This window comes from Rhizobium sp. L9 (genome assembly GCF_002531885.1).
GTDB lineage: Bacteria > Pseudomonadota > Alphaproteobacteria > Rhizobiales > Rhizobiaceae > Rhizobium.
In genome coordinates this window covers 158,422-175,923 of sequence record NZ_NWSZ01000017.1, presented here as the reverse complement: position 1 = coordinate 175,923, position 17,502 = coordinate 158,422, and the positions used below count along the sequence as shown (strand labels likewise).

General features: G+C 60.9%; 18 protein-coding genes. 8 read left to right on the top strand and 10 right to left on the bottom strand.

What is annotated here, in order from left to right:
* Positions 1 to 10: 10 nt before the first annotated feature.
* From speB to CO660_RS18155, 7 genes are all read left to right on the top strand, one after another.
* Positions 11 to 1,069, top strand: coding sequence for an agmatinase (gene speB / locus CO660_RS18185; RefSeq protein ID WP_097599898.1), 1,059 nt, complete (start codon positions 11 to 13; stop codon positions 1,067 to 1,069).
* Between the two features lie 104 nt (positions 1,070 to 1,173).
* Positions 1,174 to 2,256, top strand: coding sequence for an extracellular solute-binding protein (locus CO660_RS18180; protein WP_097599897.1), 1,083 nt, complete (start codon positions 1,174 to 1,176; stop codon positions 2,254 to 2,256).
* Positions 2,257 to 2,316: 60 nt separating this feature from the next.
* Positions 2,317 to 3,351, top strand: a complete 1,035-nt coding sequence (locus CO660_RS18175; protein ID WP_097599896.1) for an ABC transporter ATP-binding protein — start codon at positions 2,317 to 2,319, stop codon at positions 3,349 to 3,351.
* Positions 3,348 to 4,205 carry an ABC transporter permease gene (locus CO660_RS18170; protein ID WP_097599895.1) on the top strand — a complete coding sequence of 286 codons (858 nt, stop codon included), beginning with the start codon at positions 3,348 to 3,350 and terminating at the stop codon, positions 4,203 to 4,205. The genes CO660_RS18175 and CO660_RS18170 overlap by 4 nt, the downstream gene beginning before the upstream one ends.
* Complete coding sequence (locus CO660_RS18165) at positions 4,202 to 4,999, top strand: ABC transporter permease (protein WP_097599894.1); 798 nt, start codon at positions 4,202 to 4,204, stop codon at positions 4,997 to 4,999. Before CO660_RS18170 ends, CO660_RS18165 begins: the two co-directional genes overlap by 4 nt.
* A 72-nt stretch (positions 5,000 to 5,071) precedes the next feature.
* Positions 5,072 to 6,271: an alpha-hydroxy acid oxidase gene (locus tag CO660_RS18160; protein WP_097599893.1), complete on the top strand. Its 1,200-nt coding sequence runs from the start codon at positions 5,072 to 5,074 to the stop codon at positions 6,269 to 6,271.
* Positions 6,268 to 7,305 carry an Ldh family oxidoreductase gene (locus CO660_RS18155; protein ID WP_097599892.1) on the top strand — a complete coding sequence of 346 codons (1,038 nt, stop codon included), beginning with the start codon at positions 6,268 to 6,270 and terminating at the stop codon, positions 7,303 to 7,305. The genes CO660_RS18160 and CO660_RS18155 overlap by 4 nt, the downstream gene beginning before the upstream one ends.
* 102 nt (positions 7,306 to 7,407) lie before the next feature.
* Here the strand turns inward: CO660_RS18155 and tam are convergent, their stop codons facing one another.
* From tam to CO660_RS18140, 3 genes are all read right to left on the bottom strand, one after another.
* Positions 7,408 to 8,178, bottom strand: coding sequence for a trans-aconitate 2-methyltransferase (gene tam / locus CO660_RS18150; RefSeq protein WP_097599891.1), 771 nt, complete (start codon positions 8,176 to 8,178; stop codon positions 7,408 to 7,410).
* Positions 8,179 to 8,253: 75 nt separating this feature from the next.
* Entirely contained in the window at positions 8,254 to 9,534 is a 1,281-nt protein-coding gene (locus CO660_RS18145) for a hemolysin family protein (RefSeq protein WP_097599890.1), read from the bottom strand.
* Positions 9,535 to 9,924: 390 nt separating this feature from the next.
* Positions 9,925 to 10,386, bottom strand: a complete 462-nt coding sequence (locus tag CO660_RS18140; RefSeq protein ID WP_097599889.1) for a cupin domain-containing protein — start codon at positions 10,384 to 10,386, stop codon at positions 9,925 to 9,927.
* A gap of 463 nt (positions 10,387 to 10,849) precedes the next feature.
* On the opposite strand from CO660_RS18140, the gene CO660_RS18130 reads away from it, so the two are divergent.
* On the top strand, positions 10,850 to 11,656 hold the full coding sequence (locus tag CO660_RS18130; protein ID WP_097599887.1) for a class I SAM-dependent methyltransferase: 807 nt from the start codon (positions 10,850 to 10,852) through the stop codon (positions 11,654 to 11,656).
* A gap of 152 nt (positions 11,657 to 11,808) precedes the next feature.
* On the opposite strand, the gene CO660_RS18125 is transcribed toward CO660_RS18130, so the two are convergent.
* The 7 genes from CO660_RS18125 to CO660_RS18095 form a co-directional block, all read right to left on the bottom strand.
* Positions 11,809 to 12,537: an SDR family oxidoreductase gene (locus CO660_RS18125; protein WP_097599886.1), complete on the bottom strand. Its 729-nt coding sequence runs from the start codon at positions 12,535 to 12,537 to the stop codon at positions 11,809 to 11,811.
* A gap of 23 nt (positions 12,538 to 12,560) precedes the next feature.
* Complete coding sequence (locus tag CO660_RS18120) at positions 12,561 to 13,289, bottom strand: SDR family oxidoreductase (protein ID WP_097599885.1); 729 nt, start codon at positions 13,287 to 13,289, stop codon at positions 12,561 to 12,563.
* A 25-nt stretch (positions 13,290 to 13,314) separates the two neighbouring features.
* Complete coding sequence (gene ugpC, locus CO660_RS18115) at positions 13,315 to 14,385, bottom strand: sn-glycerol-3-phosphate ABC transporter ATP-binding protein UgpC (RefSeq protein WP_097599884.1); 1,071 nt, start codon at positions 14,383 to 14,385, stop codon at positions 13,315 to 13,317.
* A 122-nt stretch (positions 14,386 to 14,507) separates the two neighbouring features.
* Positions 14,508 to 15,548 carry an NAD(P)-dependent alcohol dehydrogenase gene (locus CO660_RS18110; protein WP_097599883.1) on the bottom strand — a complete coding sequence of 347 codons (1,041 nt, stop codon included), beginning with the start codon at positions 15,546 to 15,548 and terminating at the stop codon, positions 14,508 to 14,510.
* Positions 15,549 to 15,552: 4 nt separating this feature from the next.
* A complete protein-coding gene (locus CO660_RS18105) occupies positions 15,553 to 15,759 on the bottom strand; it encodes a DUF2160 family membrane protein (RefSeq protein WP_010052171.1) in 207 nt (68 codons plus the stop codon).
* A 1-nt stretch (position 15,760) separates the two neighbouring features.
* Entirely contained in the window at positions 15,761 to 16,594 is an 834-nt protein-coding gene (locus tag CO660_RS18100; protein ID WP_085777431.1) for a carbohydrate ABC transporter permease, read from the bottom strand.
* On the bottom strand, positions 16,591 to 17,469 hold the full coding sequence (locus CO660_RS18095) for a sugar ABC transporter permease (protein ID WP_085777432.1): 879 nt from the start codon (positions 17,467 to 17,469) through the stop codon (positions 16,591 to 16,593). Before CO660_RS18095 ends, CO660_RS18100 begins: the two co-directional genes overlap by 4 nt.
* Positions 17,470 to 17,502: the final 33 nt, after the last annotated feature.

The following is a 17,502-nucleotide window of genomic DNA, read 5'->3' as shown; positions in this document are numbered from 1 at the left end:
GAAGGCCGCCATGTCCTGGAATGAAACCAAGCTTTCCGAACTCCGAACCAGATATGGCGACAGCCACGGCGGTGAATTGCACCATCCGGAGTTCCGCAAGGTAGCGGAGAAGATTTTTAACAAGAGCGGCACCCGGCTCGCGCCCTATTCGGGAATCCCGACATTCCTCTCCGCCCCGCTGATGCAGGTCGACAACGAGAATCCGGATTTCGGTGATCTGCAGGTGGCGATCCTCGGCGTGCCCATGGATCTCGGCGTGACGAACCGCCCGGGCTCGCGCTTTGGACCGCGCGCGTTGCGCGCCATTGAGCGCATCGGTCCTTACAACCATGTGCTCGGCTGCGCGCCGGTTCAGGAACTGCGCGTGGCAGACATTGGCGACGTAGCGTTTCAGAGCCGCTACCGTCTGGAATTGTCACATGAGGATATCGAAAAACGCGTCGCGCAGATCGTTGCCGCAGGGGTGCTGCCGCTCTCGGTAGGCGGCGACCACTCGATCACCCATCCGATTCTGCGGGCCGTCGGCAAGGAGCGGCCGGTCGGCATGATCCATATCGACGCCCATTGCGACACCGGCGGTGCTTACGACCTGACCAAGTTCCACCACGGCGGACCGTTCCGCAACGCCGTGCTCGACGGCGTGCTCGACCCGACGCGCGTGATTCAGATCGGCATTCGCGGCTCGGCGGAATATCTCTGGGAGTTTTCTTATGCCTCGGGCATGACGGTGATCCATGCCGAGGAGATCTCGGCAATGGGCATCCCTGCAATCATCGAGAAGGCGAAGGCCATCATCGGTGACGGGCCGACCTATCTTTCCTTCGACATCGACAGCCTCGATCCTTCCTTCGCGCCGGGCACCGGCACGCCGGAGATTGGCGGCTTCAGCACCCGCGAGGTCCTGGAGCTCATCCGCGGCTTCAAAGGCGTGAACCTGGTCGGCGGCGATGTCGTCGAGGTTGCGCCCCAGTATGACGCTACCACCAACACAGCCCATGCCGGCGCGCAGATGCTGTTCGAAATATTGAGCCTGATGGCGTTCAGCCCGGCAATCCGCCGTACCGCGTGACGGGCCTGGCCGCAGCCCAAGGCCAGGAACGACAAGAAGGCCGCAAAGGCCTCGAATACATTGAAAGAGGGAAGCGGCGTGCCGCATCGGTTAGGAGAAAGACGATGACGAAATTGACAATGAACCGCCGTACCGTGCTCGGCGTCGGAATAGGTGCTGGTGTAGCCATGTTGGCAATGCCCAACGTGCTGCGCGCCCAGGACAAGTCGCTGAAGGTCGGTGTTTATGGCGGCTACTTCAAGGACTCGTTCGACAAGAACATCTTTCCGGAGTTCACCAAGGCGACCGGCATCGCGGTCGAATCCGTCGCAGAGCCGACCGGTGAGGCCTGGCTGGTGCAGATGCAGCAGGCAGCCCAGGCAGGTCAGGCGCCGGCTGACGTTTCGATGATGTCGCAGGTGTCGATGCGCAAGGGCCAGGCCACAGAGCTCTGGGCTCCGCTCGATCTCGCGGAGATCAAGAATTCCAGCAACCTGCTTGAGCGCTTCATCAACAAATATCCGGATGGCCGCGTCGCCGGCATCGGCGCGGTCTCATGGTTCATCACCCTGGTCACCAACACAGATGTTTACAAGGAAGCGCCGACCAGCTGGACAGCGCTGTGGGACCCTGCCAATGCCGACAAGCTCGGTCTGCTGGCGCTCGTGTCCAACTCCTTCCTGCTCGACGTGACGGCAAAGACCTATTTCGGCGGCGCCCAGGCCCTCGACACTGAGGAGAGTATCCTCAAGGTCTTCGCCAAGCTGGCCGAGCTGAAGCCGAATGTCCGACTGTGGTATCGCGACGAGGCGCAGTTCGAACAGGCGCTGAAGTCGGGTGAAATCCCAATGGGACAGTATTATCACGACGTGACCGGCCTCGCCGCCGCGGACGGCCAGCCCGTTCGCTCGACCTTCCCGAAGGAGGGCGGCATTCAGGACGCAGGTTCGTGGGCGCTGTCGAAGGCGTCGAAGAAGACGGAAGAGGCGCATATCTTCATCGACTATATGTGTCAGCCGTCCATCCAGGCCGTGCTGTCACGCAAGGTGGGCACGTCGCCAACGGTCAAGCGCGAAACGACCGATCTGACCGAGAAGGAATTTGCGGCGGTTTCCTCCGACATCGAACCGATCATCCCACACTACGACATGTATCTCTCCAAGGCCGACTGGCTGAACGAGAAGTGGACGGAAATGATCGCCAGCTGACGCTCATTGTGCTTTCGCGGGCCCCGTTCAGGGGCCTGCCTTTCGGTCGGGAAGAGGCATATGTCGGGACTCACGCTTCAGAATATCGTCAAGGACTTCAACGTCATTCGCGCCGTCGACAATGTCGACCTGACGGTGCCGCACGGGGCATTCGTCTGTCTGCTCGGCCCCTCCGGCTGCGGCAAGACGACCTTGTTGCGCATGATCGCAGGTCTCGATCTGCCGACCTCGGGCCGCATCACGCTCAACGGGAAAGACATCACCAGGACGCCGACGCACCAGCGCGAGCTTGGCATGGTGTTCCAGTCGCTGGCGCTGTTCCCGCACCTGACGGTAGGCGAGAATATCGCCTATCCACTGCGCATTCGCGGCCGTCCGAAGGACGAGCAGGCGAAGCGCGTCGAAGAGCTGCTGGCGATGATTTATTTGCCGGGCTACGCTGACCGCTCCGTGTCGAAACTTTCCGGCGGCCAGAGGCAACGCGTCGCAATCGCAAGGGCACTGGCGATTTCGCCGAAACTGTTTCTGCTCGACGAGCCGCTGTCAGCGCTTGATGCCAAGCTGCGCGAAGCCATGCAGGTGGAGCTTCGCCAGCTTCATCAGCGGCTCGGCATCACCACGATCGCCGTCACGCACGACCAGCGTGAGGCGATGACCATGGCCGATACGGTCGTGGTCATGAACGGCGGTCAGATACGCCAGGCGGCGTCGCCGACGGAGATTTATCGCAGGCCGGCAGACAGCTTCGTCGCGGATTTCATTGGCCAGACAAATCTGGTCGAAGCCAGGCGAGAGGGCGGCGCAGTCAGCATATTGGGGCAGCCGGTCGCAGCCCTGTCGCTGTCGGCAGGTATCGAGCGCGCCACGCTTTCGATCCGGCCGGAAGACGTGCGCCTGGGGCCGCCCGAGGCCGGCGCATTGACGGGCGAGGTCACCTTCGTGCGCGATCTCGGCGGCGTCGTCGAAACCTTTGTCAATGTCGGCGGTCAGCAGTTCATTGCGGTCTCGACGCCGCGCGAGCGCCCTGACGTGGCGGTGGGCCAGAGGGTGGGCATTGCGCTGACCGACAAGGATTGCGTGGTGCTCGAGCAATGAGACGCGAACCCCCGCAGACGCTCGGCGACTATGCCCCGCTTGCTTTCCCGGCGATCATGCTGATCGTCTTCTTCGTCGTGCCTTTCGGCACGATGATTTCCGTCAGCTTCTTCAAACGCCAGCAGGGCGGCTTCTACACGCCTGATTTCGTCTTCGACAATTATATCCGCTTCCTCTCAGCCTTCTTCGGGGGAGTGCTCAGCTTCTCGCTGCTGCTTGCGATCGCGGTGGCCGCGACCTGTGTCGTTCTGGCCCTGCCTTTCACATACCTGCTGATCCGCATGAAGCGGAGCACTCAGGTGGCCTGGCTGGTCGCACTCCTTTCGATCCTGTCCCTGTCTGAGGTAATCATCGGTTTCGCCTGGTCGACGCTGTTTTCGCGCACGGCCGGCATCACCAACCTGTTTGTATGGCTCGGCCTCATGCAGCAGGCAGTCGCCCTGACGCCAAGCATCGGAGCCGTCGTCACAGGCATGGTCTATCAGGCCTTTCCCTACACGGTCCTGGTGCTCTACCCAGCGCTGGTGCGGCTTGATCCGACGCTTTCGGAGGCCGCGCGTACGCTTGGCGCTTCGCCGGTCAAGGCCTTCTTCACCGTCGTCGTGCCTGCGTTGCGCGACACGATTCTCGCCACGCTGATCATGGTCTTCATCTTCGCGCTCGGGTCCTATCTGTTGCCGCAACTGCTCGGCCGCCCGCAGCACTGGACGCTTTCCGTGCACATTACCGACCAGGCTATCTATCAGTCGAACATGCCCTTCGCGGCTGCGATGGCGGTTTTCCTGGTGTTGGTCACACTGGCCCTTGTAGCGCTCACCCTGCTCGTTGGCCGCCGAGGAGGAGCGACTAAATGACCATTCTCCGCAACGTTCTTTTCGGGGTCGTCGGACTGTTTCTCGCTTTGCCGCTGATCATTGTCGCCGGCGTTTCGGTCAATGCCAAGCAGAGCCTGACCTTCCCGCCGCAAGGCTTCTCGCTCGGCTGGTATGGCCAGATATTTCTCGATATGGAATGGCGCAACGCGCTGATCGCGTCGCTTGTGCTGGCGCTGTCGTCGGCGGCGCTTGCGGTGCTGATCGCCTTGCCGCTCGCCTGGTTCCTCTGGCGCCGCCACGCTCCCTGGGCCAATATTTTCCAGTTGCTTGGCGTGGCGCCCTTTACCTTGCCGCCGGTTATCACGGCGCTCGGACTGCTGACTTTCTGGGCCACGACCGGATTCTACGGGCAACCCTGGACGGCGGTGATCGGCCACGCCATTTTCTTCGTCACGCTGCCGCTGGTGACCATTTCGCTCGGCTTTTCGGCGATCGACCGCTCGCTGGTGGAGGCCGCCTCGACCTTGGGAGGCGACGACCGTACTGTGTTCCGAACCGTCGTTCTGCCGCTAATTTCGCCGTACATCGTGTCGGGCTACGCTTTTGCCTTTGTGCTGTCGCTCAACGAATACATCGTTGCCTACATGACGGTCGGTTTCACGCTGGAAACGCTGCCGATCAAGATCTTCAATTCGCTGCGATACGGCTACACGCCGACCATGGCGGCGGTGACGATCCTGTTCGTGGCGACCGCAGCGATCGTCTTCAGCCTCGTCGCGCGCTTCGGCGACCTGCCGAAACTGCTTGGCGCGATGACGTCAAACGAACCCTGATCGAAGCAACCAGTCCCCCACGGAACGGAGGGCGTCAGCCGTCCCTACCTCCTCAACATCGAAGCACCCGAGATGGACCTAGCGCTAGAACGACGGTTTCCCTGCGTCGCCGACATGGAAAAAGCCGCCCAAAGACGCATGCCGCGTTTCGCTTGGGACTATCTCGCCGGCGGACTCGGGCGCGAAGCTTCCGTTCGGCGCAATCTGGCGGCCATGGAAGAGGTGGTGCTTATGCCGGGCTACCTGGCCGACGCTGACGAGCCCGATATCGGCGCAAGCCTGTTCGGTCATCGTTTCGACGCGCCATTTGCCGTCGCCCCGCTTGGGCTGGCCGGCCTTCTGTGGCCCGGGTCGGAGCTGCCGCTGGCACAGGCTGCCAGGCAGCATAACCTTCCCTATATCCTCAGCACTTTCGCCAACACCTCGCTTGAGACGATCCGCCCTGCAGGCGGTGATCACACTTGGTTCCAGCTCTATCCACTCAATGATCCCGCCATGGAAGAGGACATGGTGGAGCGGGCGCGCAGAGCGGGCTACGACGTTCTTGTCGTGACTGTCGACATTCCAGCGTCCACGCGGCGCGAGCGCAACATCCGCAATGGTTTGAGCATCCCGCCGGTCTATGACCTTTCGACGATCATGCAGGTGGCGATGCGTCCGTCATGGGCGATGGGCATTCTGCAAAACGGCGCTCCCGACTTCGCCAATCTATCGCCCTACTACCCGAAGGGCTCGAGCCTTGCCGCCGCGGCCGAATTTGTCGGCAGGGTGATGACGGGTCACGTCACGCGCGAGCGCTTCAAGAAAATCCGAGACGCATGGCCAGGCAAGATCCTGGTCAAGGGTGTGCTTCGCGCCGACGAAGCGGAGGAATATATGTCCTTGGGCGGCGATGGTCTGATCCTCTCCAATCATGGGGGACGCCAACTCGATGCCGCGCCGTCGGCGGCGGAGGTCATCGGTGAAATCCGCGCACGACTTGGCCCCAAGGTCTTGCTGCTCGCAGACGGAGGCGTGCGCTCCGGCCTCGATATCGCCCGGATGCTGGCGCTCGGCGCCGATTTTGTGCTGATCGGCCGGCCATTCCTGTTTGCTTGCGCCGCCATCGGGCGTCGCGGCGGCGATCATTTGATGGACGTCCTGAAAGCCGAACTGAGGGCAACGATGGCGCAGCTGGGCTGCAAAGCCGTGGAGGACTTGCCAGCGTGTCACTGGCGGCCAAAAGCAGGGCGGGCGAAAGCGGAACTTGATCTTGGATGGAGAATTGCGTGACTGAAGCCGTTACCATGAGCATCGAAGCCCTGCAAAATCGAGTCGTTGCCATCTTCGAGCGCGCAGGATTGAACAAGGAGCAGGCGGCGGCTTTGGCGCATGTCATCGTGGCCGGAGAACGCGATGCCTGCAAGTCGCACGGAATATACCGCATCGAGGGTGCGCTGCGCACGGTAAAGGCGGGCAAGGTGATGCCTGATGCCGCTCCCGTCGTTGCACCGGATGACGGCAGCGCCATCGTCAGGGTCGATGCGCGGGGCGGTTTCGCCAGCGCGGCGTTTGAACTCGGCGTACCCGCCCTGGAGGAACGCGCCAAGCGGCTTGGCATCGCCGCCATGGTCATCAACGATTGCTCGCACTTCTCCTCCCTGTGGCCCGAGGTCGAGGCGCTGACCGCGCACGGCCTGGCGGCATTGGTGATGTGTCCGAGCTATGCGACGGTTGCGCCATCCGGAGGCAGCAAGCCTCTGCTCGGCACCAATCCACTTGCCTTCGGCTGGCCTCGCAAAGACCAGCCGCCCTACGTGTTCGATTTTGCCACGTCGGTGGCGGCGCGCGGTGAGATCGAACTGCACCGGCGCGCCGGCAAGCAACTGCCGGAAGGTTGGGCCATCGACGCTGCCGGCAATCCGACCACTGACCCGGCGGCCGCGCTTGAAGGCGCAATGATGCCTTTTGGCGGCCATAAGGGGTCCGCCATCGCCACCATGATAGAGCTGCTCGCCGGCATCATGATCGGCGATCTCACCAGTCCCGAGGTCTTAGACTACCTCGGCACGACGACCTTGGCGCCGTTCCATGGCGAACTGATCATTGCGATGTCACCCGAAGCCTTTGCCAGGGGCCGCCCCGGCGATCCGTTCGCGCGCGCCGAAGTGCTCTTCGATACGATTGTGGGACAAGGCGCGCGGCTTCCGTCGCAGCGCCGCTTCGCCGCGCGCATCAAATCGGAAGCCGAAGGGATCAGCCTCACCGCAGCGGAGATCGCCCAACTGGATGCGCTATTGGCTGGCGGACTGGCCGCCGTCAAATAAAGCACGTCGTTCGGAAATGTGCAGTGGTTTCGTGGCCACGACAGAATGATCGACACAAGCTTCGAAACCATTGGTGCGAAGTCATCATCGGGCCGCAGTCGGTCATTTCTTCACCGCTACGATGAAAATCCGTGGGAACCGCAGCAGCACCCGCCCGTCCGACAGCTTCGGATAGGCCTTTTCCACCCGTTCCAGATAATCGGCGAGAAAAGCCTCGCGATGTCTCTCGCGGGCATGGGCGAGATAGGGCATCAGCCCGGTTCCCTTGACCCATTCGACGATCGCCCCCGCATCGGCCATCGGGTGATTGTAGATGGTGTGCCAGATATCCACGCGCGCCGCCTTGGCAATCAGCCTGGAATAATAGGTGGACGGCGGTGCCAGCGGCTGGCGACGCACGCTCTTCGCCTCGAAGGCGGCCTTCCAGGGGCCGGCATGGGCAGTCTCTTCCATCGCCAGATGCGAGGGTTCGCCGAGATTGTCGGGCATCTGCACGGCAAGAACGCCGCCTTCGCAAAGCCCGTCCATTAGCCGCTCGAAAATGTCGAGATGATCGGGCAGCCACTGGAAGACTGCATTGGCAAAGAGCAGATCGGCGGGCTCCGTCGGCTGCCAGCTGCCAAGATCCGCCTCGACGAAGGCTGTGCCCGGCAGCCGCTTGCGGGCCGCCTCCAGCATGTTGATGTCGCTGTCGAGGCCGGAGACGCCGGCAGCCCCATAACGCTCGATGATGAGCTCGGTCGAATTGCCCGGGCCGCAGCCGAGGTCGACGGCGCGGCGAAGGCTCTGCAGCGGTACCTGCGCCAGAAGATCGCGCGCCGGCCGCGTGCGCTCGTCCTCGAACTTGACATATTGGCTGGCGGACCATGCCATGGCGATACCTCCTGATGTCGGGCCACGTCTTTCCTGTGGCGGATGCGGATCGTTTCGATGTTGCGCCCGTAGAGCTCAGTCGCGAACTTCAGACACGAGGATTTTGTCCACGCGCCTGCCATCGAGATCGATGACCTCGAAGCGCCATCCATCTCTCGTGAAGCTCTCCCCCAATTCCGGCAGATGTTTCAGTTCCTCCAACACCAGGCCGGCCACGGTCTGATATTCGAGATCGTCCTCGAGCTTGAGATTCAGGAACTCGGCGAATTCGTCGATCGGCGCCCAGCCGGAGACGAGATAGGAACCATCGTCTCGACGCGCGATGGCCTGCTCATCGACCGGTCCCTCCTGCAGCGCGCCCATGATCGCTTCCAGAATGTCGCCTGACGAAACAATCCCTTCGAAATGGCCGTATTCGTCAAACACCAGCACCATATGAACAGGCGATTTCCTGATGGCTTCGATCACGCTGGTCGCGGTTGCAAGGTCTGATACGACCGGGACGTCCTGCGTCAGAGCCTTGATATCGGCGCTGCCGTGTTCCGATATCGAATCGTAAAAATCCTTGACCGGAAGGATGCCGATCACCTCGTCGGAACTGCCTTTGCGAACCGGCAATCGAGACCGTTTCGTCCGGTGCAACTGCGCCCGGATTTCATCGAGGCTGTCGTCGATATCGATAATTTCGACGTCCCGCCGCGGCGTCATCAGCGCCCGGGCGGTGCGGTCCGCCAGCCGCATGACGCCTGATATCATCGCCGACTCTTCGCTTTCGATGACGCCCGCCGACTGCGCTTCGGCCAGAACGGTCTTGATCTCCTCGTCAGAGACGTTGTCGCCGGCTTTTCCTGTCTGGCCGAGCAGCCTGAGCATCAGATTTCCCGACGCGTTCAGAAGCCAGACGAGCGGCAGCGCAATTCGTGAAAGCAGCGCCATGGCGGGCGCGACCCTCGCCGCAACTGCTTCCGGTTCCCGCAATGCGATCTGCTTTGGCACAAGTTCGCCGACGATCAGGGAAAGATAGGTGATCGCCACGACGACGGAGCCGACGCCAATGGCGTCAGCGGCCGTCGATGACATTCCCTGCGCCTCCAGCCATGCCGTCAGGCGGCCGCCAAGCGTGGCCCCGGAAAAAGCGCCGGAGAGAACACCGACGAGCGTGATGCCGATCTGAACCGTGGAAAGAAAGCGACCGGGGTTTTCGGCAAGTTTGATGGCTTGAGCTGCACCTTTGCTCCCATTGTCGGAGAGGACCTTCAGGCGGGCTGTTCGAGAAGACACGACAGCCAGCTCAGACATGGCGAGCACACCATTCAGGATGGTGAGAAACGCCACAATTCCAATTTCCAGAAACACAGGGACCCTATTCGTTGAGGTTTTGATGCCGCATAAGGCGAGGCGGCGGAGCTTTCGCAGAGACGCTATATATGCGCATCACCCATCGGCAAAGCTTTCTGTGAGCTCGGCTGGATGCGAGGCGCGAGGCAGACATCGCCGCACCGTCTACGACAGGGGCCGGCACCTTCTGCGGCGGCTTTCCGGTTTGAACGGGCGGAGCTTGTACTGGATGGGTCGCTATCAGCCATGGCGCAATTTTGGCGGTGAAACAGGTCCGGCGCAAGAGGCGCTAGGCGAATTCCTTATAGCGCCTTGATGTGACAGTTTCGAAAAACGGCGGCAAGCATGCCTTCACGCATTCCTGCGTGATGCCGAACGCCGAACGCTGCGGCATCACGCGCTCGAATGTCACGCCGCCAGAATGGTGATCCCATAAGCATTGGCAGCGGCCGTCATCCGGGCGATGGTCTCAGGCGAGGGGGCTTTCAGCGGCTCGCTCGTGCCTTCCGTTTCGATGAACTCTGCCATCTCGCGATCGACGACGGCCGAAAAGACTGCCGGAACGGTCCCGCGGTTGGCATAGCCGTGCACCGTGAATGGCGGGATCGTGACGATGTCGCCAGCACCGGCCTCGATCTCCTCGGGACCACTGTCGGTCAGCCGCCAGATCGTCAAACGGCCCTCGAGAATGCGGAAGACTTCCGGGCTTGCATGCGCGTGTTTCGGCGTTCGGCTGCCGGATGGCACGGTGACGTCGAAGATGTTGAACCAGGTTCCGCGGAGCCGAAGCCGCCGCTCGATCCGTTCGCCGAGCACGAAATATCGCTTCGTGTTTTCGGCAGGCATTTTCACAAACGAGTTGGACATCATGTCTCTTTCTTCTTCTTAACGAGGCTTTTCTTGTAGGCGCCTTCTTGCCGGCGCAGCCGTTAGACCTTTGCGCCGCCTTTGGCAACCGCCCCGTTGCCGGGGCAAGATCGCCGGATGGCTTCGGCACGGATAATGCCTGATGAAGCGTCGCGGCGGATATCGGTGCAGCGGGCCGCTTCCGCAAGGTCCCCGATCCAGGGCGGCCTGCGTGAAAATGACACGGGCCTGCCGCGTTCTGAGTCTTGTCTCACCGCGACCTGCGCGGATCACATTGGTCAGACCGACAAGCGGGACCTCGGAGCAGCGATCGACGAGAAGGCCAGTGTGATTTTATGGGTTCCCGCTATGTCATATTTTCTTGAGAAACGTTAATAAGGTTCAGCTGGATTGGGTGTGACGGCGATACGCGCTACCTGAATGGCCGTGTTACGGTCCATTCGTGGTCGAGGGAGCATGGCGAGCCATGGAAACAGCAGAGCTACGATATAATTGGGCTGATTCCGACGTCTACGAGACATTCATAGGGCGCTGGAGCGAACATCTGGCAAGCCCATTTCTCAGTCATGCCAATGTTGCTCGGGGCGATCGCGTGCTCGATGTAGCATGTGGGACGGGAGTGTTGTCGAAAGCACTGGCCGAGGCGGGAGCGCATGTGATCGGTGTTGACGCATCGGAGGGATACCTGGAAGGAGCCCGCCGTCGACGATCCCACCCCAATATCGCATATGAACATGGCGATGTCCGGAAACTGCGGTTCGACGCCAATTCTTTCGATGCGGCAGTTTCCACCCTTGCCTTGGACGTCATCCCGGAAATTGAACAGGTAGTTTCGGAGATGAAGCGCGTGACCCGTCCAGGCGGTGTGGTCGCATCCGCCGTTACTCAGTTCCTTGGTGGCATGCCCGCCTTCGACCTCGTGATTAACACCGGCGCCGTCCTTGAGACCGACTTCGCAAGGCTGAGATCCATGCGGGCAGGGCGCCAGCTCTTCTGGCCGGATGGTCAGGCGACGTTGTGGCGGAAGATCGGCCTCGTTGGCGTGACCGAGATTCCCATTGTCGTGGATTGCGAGTATGCGTCCTTCGCGGACTATTGGGCCACCTTCACAGACGGCCCAGGCAGCACCACAAGCACATTGATGGCACTTTCTGACGACGCCCGAGGTTCGATCGAACAGCATGTTCGTGCTGGGTATCTGGTTGGCTTGCCCGATGGACCCCGGTCATTTCCGATGATGTTCCGTATGGTGCGTGGCTTGGTCCCAGCCTGACACTGGAGAGCATGCAGGGGCCTGCGCCGGCCCCGCGTCAGCTATCGTTCTTCGGCAGCCAAAAGCTGCCAGGCCGCTAAAGGCCTCAAAGCAGTCAGACCTATGACGTGAAGCCCGGAACTGAGCTTCTGCAACGACTTGATATTCCTTACCTAGATGTCGAAATTTGTCGGCAAGACAATCATGTCCCGGATTGTAACGTTTCGCGGGCGGGTCAGCATGAAGATGATGGCATCGGAGACCTCTGAGGGCTCGATCAGACTCCCATTGGCTTTTGCCTTCTCAAGGTTTTCCGCGGGCCAATCGGCAAGCAGAGCGGAAACGACCGGGCCGGGCGAGACCTGGCTGACCCTGATCCCGTGGTTTTTCAACTGCCGGCGCATGATCTGGACGAAACTGGTAATCGCCCATTTGGAGCTGGAATAGACCGGCTCCCACTGGATCGGCGCATGGCCGGCTACGGAGCAAGTGACCAAAATGTCCCCGGTCCCGCGCTCGATCATATGCGGAGCGATATCGCGGACGTTCTTCATGACGGCGTTCACGTTCAGATTCAGCATCCGATCGATTGCCGCGGTATCGGTATCGATAAGATCCCCGCCGATGTAGGATCCTGCATTGCAGTGCATGATGTCGAGGTGATCGACCTTTGCCAGGATTTCCGGCACCATGGCTGCACAACTTGCGGCGTCCAGAAGATCGGTGACCTGCATGACTACAGCGTCGCCGAACTCGGCAGCGTAGGTTTCCAGCGCCTGTCTGTTGTAGTCGACCATCACGACCTTGGCGCCGGCATCGACAAGCGCACGGGTCGTCGCCAGCCCGATACCGGAAGCTGCGCCGGTTACAGCAGCGATCTTTCCTTCGAGTGATTTAGTCATCGTCTTGTCTCGCCTTTTGATTTTCAGACAGCAAGGAAGCCGCCATCGACTGGCAGGACTGCGCCACTGATCATGGCTGCGTCCTCTGAAATAAGCAGTGCGATCGAGCGCGCGACATCGTCGACCTCTGCAAAGCGCGCCATCGGGTGGCGAACAATCATCGGGTTACGTTTGGAAGGCTCGGACCACGCCTTGGCGGCAAGCTCCGTCATGGTAACCGTAGGCGCCACTGCATTGACCCGGATTCCATAGGCGCCGAGTTCCTTGGCCATCACACGTGTCGCGCCTTCCAGTCCCGCCTTCGAAGCGGCGTAAGCCACGTGATCCACGAAACCACGATGTCCGGCGATCGAGGTCACATTCACGATCGTACCGCCGCCGCCGTTTGAAATGCGAGCCCGCGCGAACTCCTGCGCACAAATCAGCGCGGCCCGCAGGTTAATGCCGAGGACCTGCTCATAGCCCGCCTCCGTCATATCGATGACGCTTTCAAGCACGTTGGTTCCCGCGCAATTGATCAGCGCGTCTGCCAATCCCGCCTTCTTCATGGCGGCGCGTGCTGCTGCATTGTCAGCGAGATTGACTGATATTACCGTCGCGCCGAACTTTGCCGCAAGATCATCCAGATCGGCCTGCGTACGCGACAAGGCTACGATTCGAGCGCCACGGTGGGTGAGCAGTTCAACGCAGGCGCGACCGATACCCTTGCCAGCACCGGTTATGATGACCGTTTTTCCTGTAAAGTCCGACATGGTTGATCCTTCCGATGCCTGTTGCTCAGAACGAGAGTCTTTGCTCGGTTTGCCTGTCGAACACATGAGCCGCGGCAGGATCGACGTCGAGCCGTATCCTGTCGCCCGGCTTCAGCGCGTGGCGCTCGCGAAAGGCGCACAAGACCCGCTTGCCCGCCAATTGGACTGCCAACAGAATTTCGGCCCCCGTGGGCTCGATCAACTCGACAGTTGCCGGTACGCCCGCATCGCCATTCGACAGTATCCACTGGTCTGGACGTACGCCGTATATAACCTCCTGGCCGTTACTCGCCCGCGTGCCTTGTGGAAGGGGAAGGGCCGACCCGTCAGCGAGCCGCGCTGAGTTCAAGGAGAGATCGATTGTGGCCGGCAGCATGTTCATCGCCGGCGATCCGATGAAGCCGGCGACGAAGATATTTGCCGGCCTGTCGTAAAGCTCTAGTGGCGCACCGATCTGTTCCACCTTGCCGTCGCGAAGCACGACAATGCGGTCCGCCATTGTCATGGCTTCAATCTGGTCATGCGTGACATACACGGAAGTCGCGCCGAGGCGCTGGTGAAGAGTTTTGATTTCCGAACGCATATCTACGCGCAACGCGGCGTCCAGGTTTGACAGCGGCTCGTCGAAAAAGAACGCCTTTGGGCGGCGAACCATCGCACGCCCCATGGCAACGCGCTGCCGCTGGCCTCCGGAAAGCGCCTTCGGATATCGGTCGAGATAGGGCGTAAGTCGCAACATCTCGGCAGCCTTGTCGACCTTGGTATTGCGATCCGCAAGATTCTCGCCGCGCAATTTCAGCGCGAAGGCCATGTTTTCCCGAACGGTCATGTGCGGATAGAGCGCGTAGTTCTGGAACACCATCGCCACGTCACGGTCCTTGGCGGCGATGTTGTCGACGCGATTTCCGCCAAGCTTGATCGTGCCGCCGGTGATCTCCTCAAGGCCGGCAAGCGACCGCAGCAGCGTGGATTTGCCGCAACCGGAGGGACCGACCAGCACGACGAACTCACCGTCGGCTATGTCGAACGAGATGTTGCGCAGTGCGTGATAGGAGCCGTAATGCTTGTCGACCTGGTGGAGCTCGATCGTCGCCATGTGTCAATCCTTAGTCAGTTGTGGCGGCTTGGCCGCCGATCATTCGGGACGGGTCCACGGGCAGCTTCACCACCAGGTGTATCCTGCATCCGCCACTGAGATCCAACTTCCGCAGGTACATGCTACCTCCCAAGCTCGATCTGGATCTTCACGGAGGACGGCTTCGGTCGCACGGCGTAATCGAACGCCTCGACAGAATCCTCGAAAGCGTAGGTATCGGTGATCAGCGCGTCGACATTGATCTGGTTCGATCCCAACAGCGCGACGATGCGCGGGTAGACATGGGCGTAGCGGAACACGTGTTCGATGCGCAGCTCCTTGGTCTGGGCGATGACGACATCGAGCGGGACCGGCTTCAGGGGCATGCCGACAAGGACGATGGCGCCGCCGGGGCAACCATGGTGCGCCGTGTCGGCGATCACGTCGGCCGCGCCGGAACATTCGAAGACGACATCGACGCCCCAGCCGTCGGTTTCGCGGGCTATGACACTCTTCAGGTCTTGCGAGCGTACGTTGACGGTCATGATGGCAGGGCCGAGCTTTCGCGCCACGGCAAGCTTTTCGTCGACAACATCGGTAACGATAACTCTGGCGCAACCAGCCGACAGCGCCGCGATCGCTGTCACCATGCCGATCGGCCCGGCGCCCGTGACCAGCGCGATCGCACCGGGCGTCAGCCTCGCTTTGGAAACTGCTTGAAAGCCTACAGCCAGCGGCTCGACCATAGCGCCAGCGGCGTACGAAACGTTGTCCGGAAGCTTAAAGGTGAAGGCCGCCGGGTGGACCACGCTCGGTCTCAGTACGCCATGCACCGGCGGTGTCGCCCAGAAGCGCACCGCGGGATCGAGGTTGTAGAGACCCAGCCGCGACGCGCGACTTTGAGGGTCGGGAATGCCGGGCTCCATGCAAACACGGTCGCCCACTTTCAGGTTCTGTACCGCGCTGCCGACCTCTTCGATGATGCCGGCGGCTTCGTGGCCGAGGATCATTGGCTCGCGCACAACGAACGGGCCGATCGCGCCGTGAGTGTAATAGTGAACGTCCGATCCGCAGACGCCGACGGTCTTGATGGCGATGCGCACGTCGGTTGGACCGAGCGCCTCCTTCGGGTCCAGATCGCGAATGCGCAGTTCGTCTTTGCGTTCGAGGACGAGTGATCTCATGTCTTCAGCCCTTTCGGATAATGAACACGGCGAGCGCCAGGCAGAGCACCGTCGCCACCCATAGGGGCAATACGCCCTCCAGGAAGCGCATCCAGAGAAGATGCACTAGGATTAGGATCACGACCGAGATGAAGCCCCTGTCGAAGCCGTTGGTTCGGATAGGCAGGAATCCGTCGCGTTGGGTCTTCTGGGGTTGAACGCCAGCCATCATCTTACCCTTTCAATGCGCCGAACGTGAGGCCGGTCACGATGTGTTTCTGGACGAAGCCGAGCACGATGAGGGCCGGAAGCGTGGTCAGGAACGCCATCGCTGCCATCTCGCCCCAGTTCGTTCCGGTCACCGAGACATATTCAGCAAGCGCTGTCGTCACGGTCCTGGCGTGAGCCGACGACGTTAGGGTCGCTGCGAACAGGTACTCGTTCCAGGCGAAAATCCAGGTCAGGATGAAGGTGACGGCCAACCCCGGCCGCGCCAGCGGCAGGATGACGTTGGACAGCACCTGGCCGGTGGTCGCACCATCGACCCGCGCCGCTTCGTCAAGCTCTAGCGGAATCCCGTCGAGCATGCCCTTCAAGAGCCAGACGGCGAAGGGCAGGTTGAAGACGCAATAGAGCAGGATCAGGCCAATCTTCGTGTCGAACAGCATGAAATCGCCGAACACGAACCACTTGGTGAACAGCAGGAAGAGCGGCAGCAGAAACACGGCTGGCGGCGCCATGCGGTTGGTGATTAGCCAGAAAAACACATTGTCACCGCCGCCGATTTTATAACGCGACAGCCCGAACGCGGCGAGCAGGCCGAGCGCACACACCAGCGCTGCGTTCGATGTCGCCACGATCAGCGAATTCCAGAGATACTGCAGGAAGGTCGAGCTGTTCAGCACCGCCAGGAAATTGTTCCAGTAAAGATCGTCGATGAGGAACGACTTCGAATAAAGCTTCACGCGGGGGCGCATGGAAACGACCAGCATCCACCAGACCGGAAGCAGTGTCAGAATGGTCAGACAGATCCAAAGGACGAAGGACGCTATACCGGAACGTCTCATTGTGCACCTCCCTTGCGGCCGGTCATAGCGACGAACAGCAGCCAGCTCAGAACGATCGTGACGTATAGCGTCAGCAGCGACATGGCCGCACCGTAGCCGTAATCGGTCTTCGGAAAGACGTTGATCCAGATATGAAGGCCGATGAACCGGGTCGCCTCAGCCGGGCCACCCTTGGTCAGCATCCAGATCTCGTCGACCGAGCGCAATGCGTCCATCAGCCGGATGAAGACGGTTGTCAGCAGCACCGGCTTCAACATCGGAACGATCACGTACCAGAAAATCTGCAGCTTGTTGCCGCCGTCGATCTGCGCCTGTTCGAGCGGTTCTTTCGGCAAGGCGGTCAGTCCCGCCATGAGCGACAGCGTAACGAACGGCGTCCAATGCCACAGGTCCATGATAATCGCGGTGACGAAGGCGTGATAGGCATTGGTCGAGATGTTGTAGTCGATGCCGAACCACAGTTTCAGGTAGTAGGGCACGATGCCGAAGCCCGGAACGCATAGCAGCCGCCAGGTAGCGCCGACTGCAATGGGCGCGACAACGATCGGCAGTGTGTGGATCGTGCGAAAGAACTGCCGGCCCCACAGGCGGTCCGCCATCAGCGCGCGGGCCAGGACGTAGCCTAACAACAGTTCGCTCACAACGACGAAGAATGCGAAGACCAGCGTGCGCGCAAGCGAGTTCAGGAATGTCGTGTCAAAAACGAGGCTGCGATAGTTCTGAAGGCCGGCCCAGCGCAGGGTTGGGTCGACTGCGTTGGTGTTCCAGTCGAAGAAGCCGACATAGAGAATGTAGATAAAGGGAACGAACCCGACGACGAACAGGATTAGCGTGGCTGGTGTTAGAAACAGCCATCCGATGTTGGATTGTCTCATCCTGCGCTCCGTCAGATCGTCCTTGACACTAAT

Excerpts from the sequence above, each read along its gene's own strand:
- speB (WP_097599898.1), top strand. The coding sequence starts at position 11 with ATGTCCTGGAATGAAACCAAGCTTTCCGAACTCCGAACCAGATATGGC.
- CO660_RS18180 (WP_097599897.1), top strand. The coding sequence starts at position 1,174 with ATGACGAAATTGACAATGAACCGCCGTACCGTGCTCGGCGTCGGAATA.
- CO660_RS18175 (WP_097599896.1), top strand. The coding sequence starts at position 2,317 with ATGTCGGGACTCACGCTTCAGAATATCGTCAAGGACTTCAACGTCATT.
- CO660_RS18170 (WP_097599895.1), top strand. The coding sequence starts at position 3,348 with ATGAGACGCGAACCCCCGCAGACGCTCGGCGACTATGCCCCGCTTGCT.
- CO660_RS18165 (WP_097599894.1), top strand. The coding sequence starts at position 4,202 with ATGACCATTCTCCGCAACGTTCTTTTCGGGGTCGTCGGACTGTTTCTC.
- CO660_RS18160 (WP_097599893.1), top strand. The coding sequence starts at position 5,072 with ATGGACCTAGCGCTAGAACGACGGTTTCCCTGCGTCGCCGACATGGAA.
- tam (WP_097599891.1), bottom strand. The coding sequence starts at position 8,178 with ATGGCATGGTCCGCCAGCCAATATGTCAAGTTCGAGGACGAGCGCACG.
- CO660_RS18140 (WP_097599889.1), bottom strand. The coding sequence starts at position 10,386 with ATGATGTCCAACTCGTTTGTGAAAATGCCTGCCGAAAACACGAAGCGA.
- CO660_RS18130 (WP_097599887.1), top strand. The coding sequence starts at position 10,850 with ATGGAAACAGCAGAGCTACGATATAATTGGGCTGATTCCGACGTCTAC.
- CO660_RS18125 (WP_097599886.1), bottom strand. The coding sequence starts at position 12,537 with ATGACTAAATCACTCGAAGGAAAGATCGCTGCTGTAACCGGCGCAGCT.
- CO660_RS18120 (WP_097599885.1), bottom strand. The coding sequence starts at position 13,289 with ATGTCGGACTTTACAGGAAAAACGGTCATCATAACCGGTGCTGGCAAG.
- ugpC (WP_097599884.1), bottom strand. The coding sequence starts at position 14,385 with ATGGCGACGATCGAGCTCCACCAGGTCGACAAGCATTACGGCTCCTAT.
- CO660_RS18110 (WP_097599883.1), bottom strand. The coding sequence starts at position 15,548 with ATGAGATCACTCGTCCTCGAACGCAAAGACGAACTGCGCATTCGCGAT.
- CO660_RS18105 (WP_010052171.1), bottom strand. The coding sequence starts at position 15,759 with ATGATGGCTGGCGTTCAACCCCAGAAGACCCAACGCGACGGATTCCTG.
- CO660_RS18100 (WP_085777431.1), bottom strand. The coding sequence starts at position 16,594 with ATGAGACGTTCCGGTATAGCGTCCTTCGTCCTTTGGATCTGTCTGACC.
- CO660_RS18095 (WP_085777432.1), bottom strand. The coding sequence starts at position 17,469 with ATGAGACAATCCAACATCGGATGGCTGTTTCTAACACCAGCCACGCTA.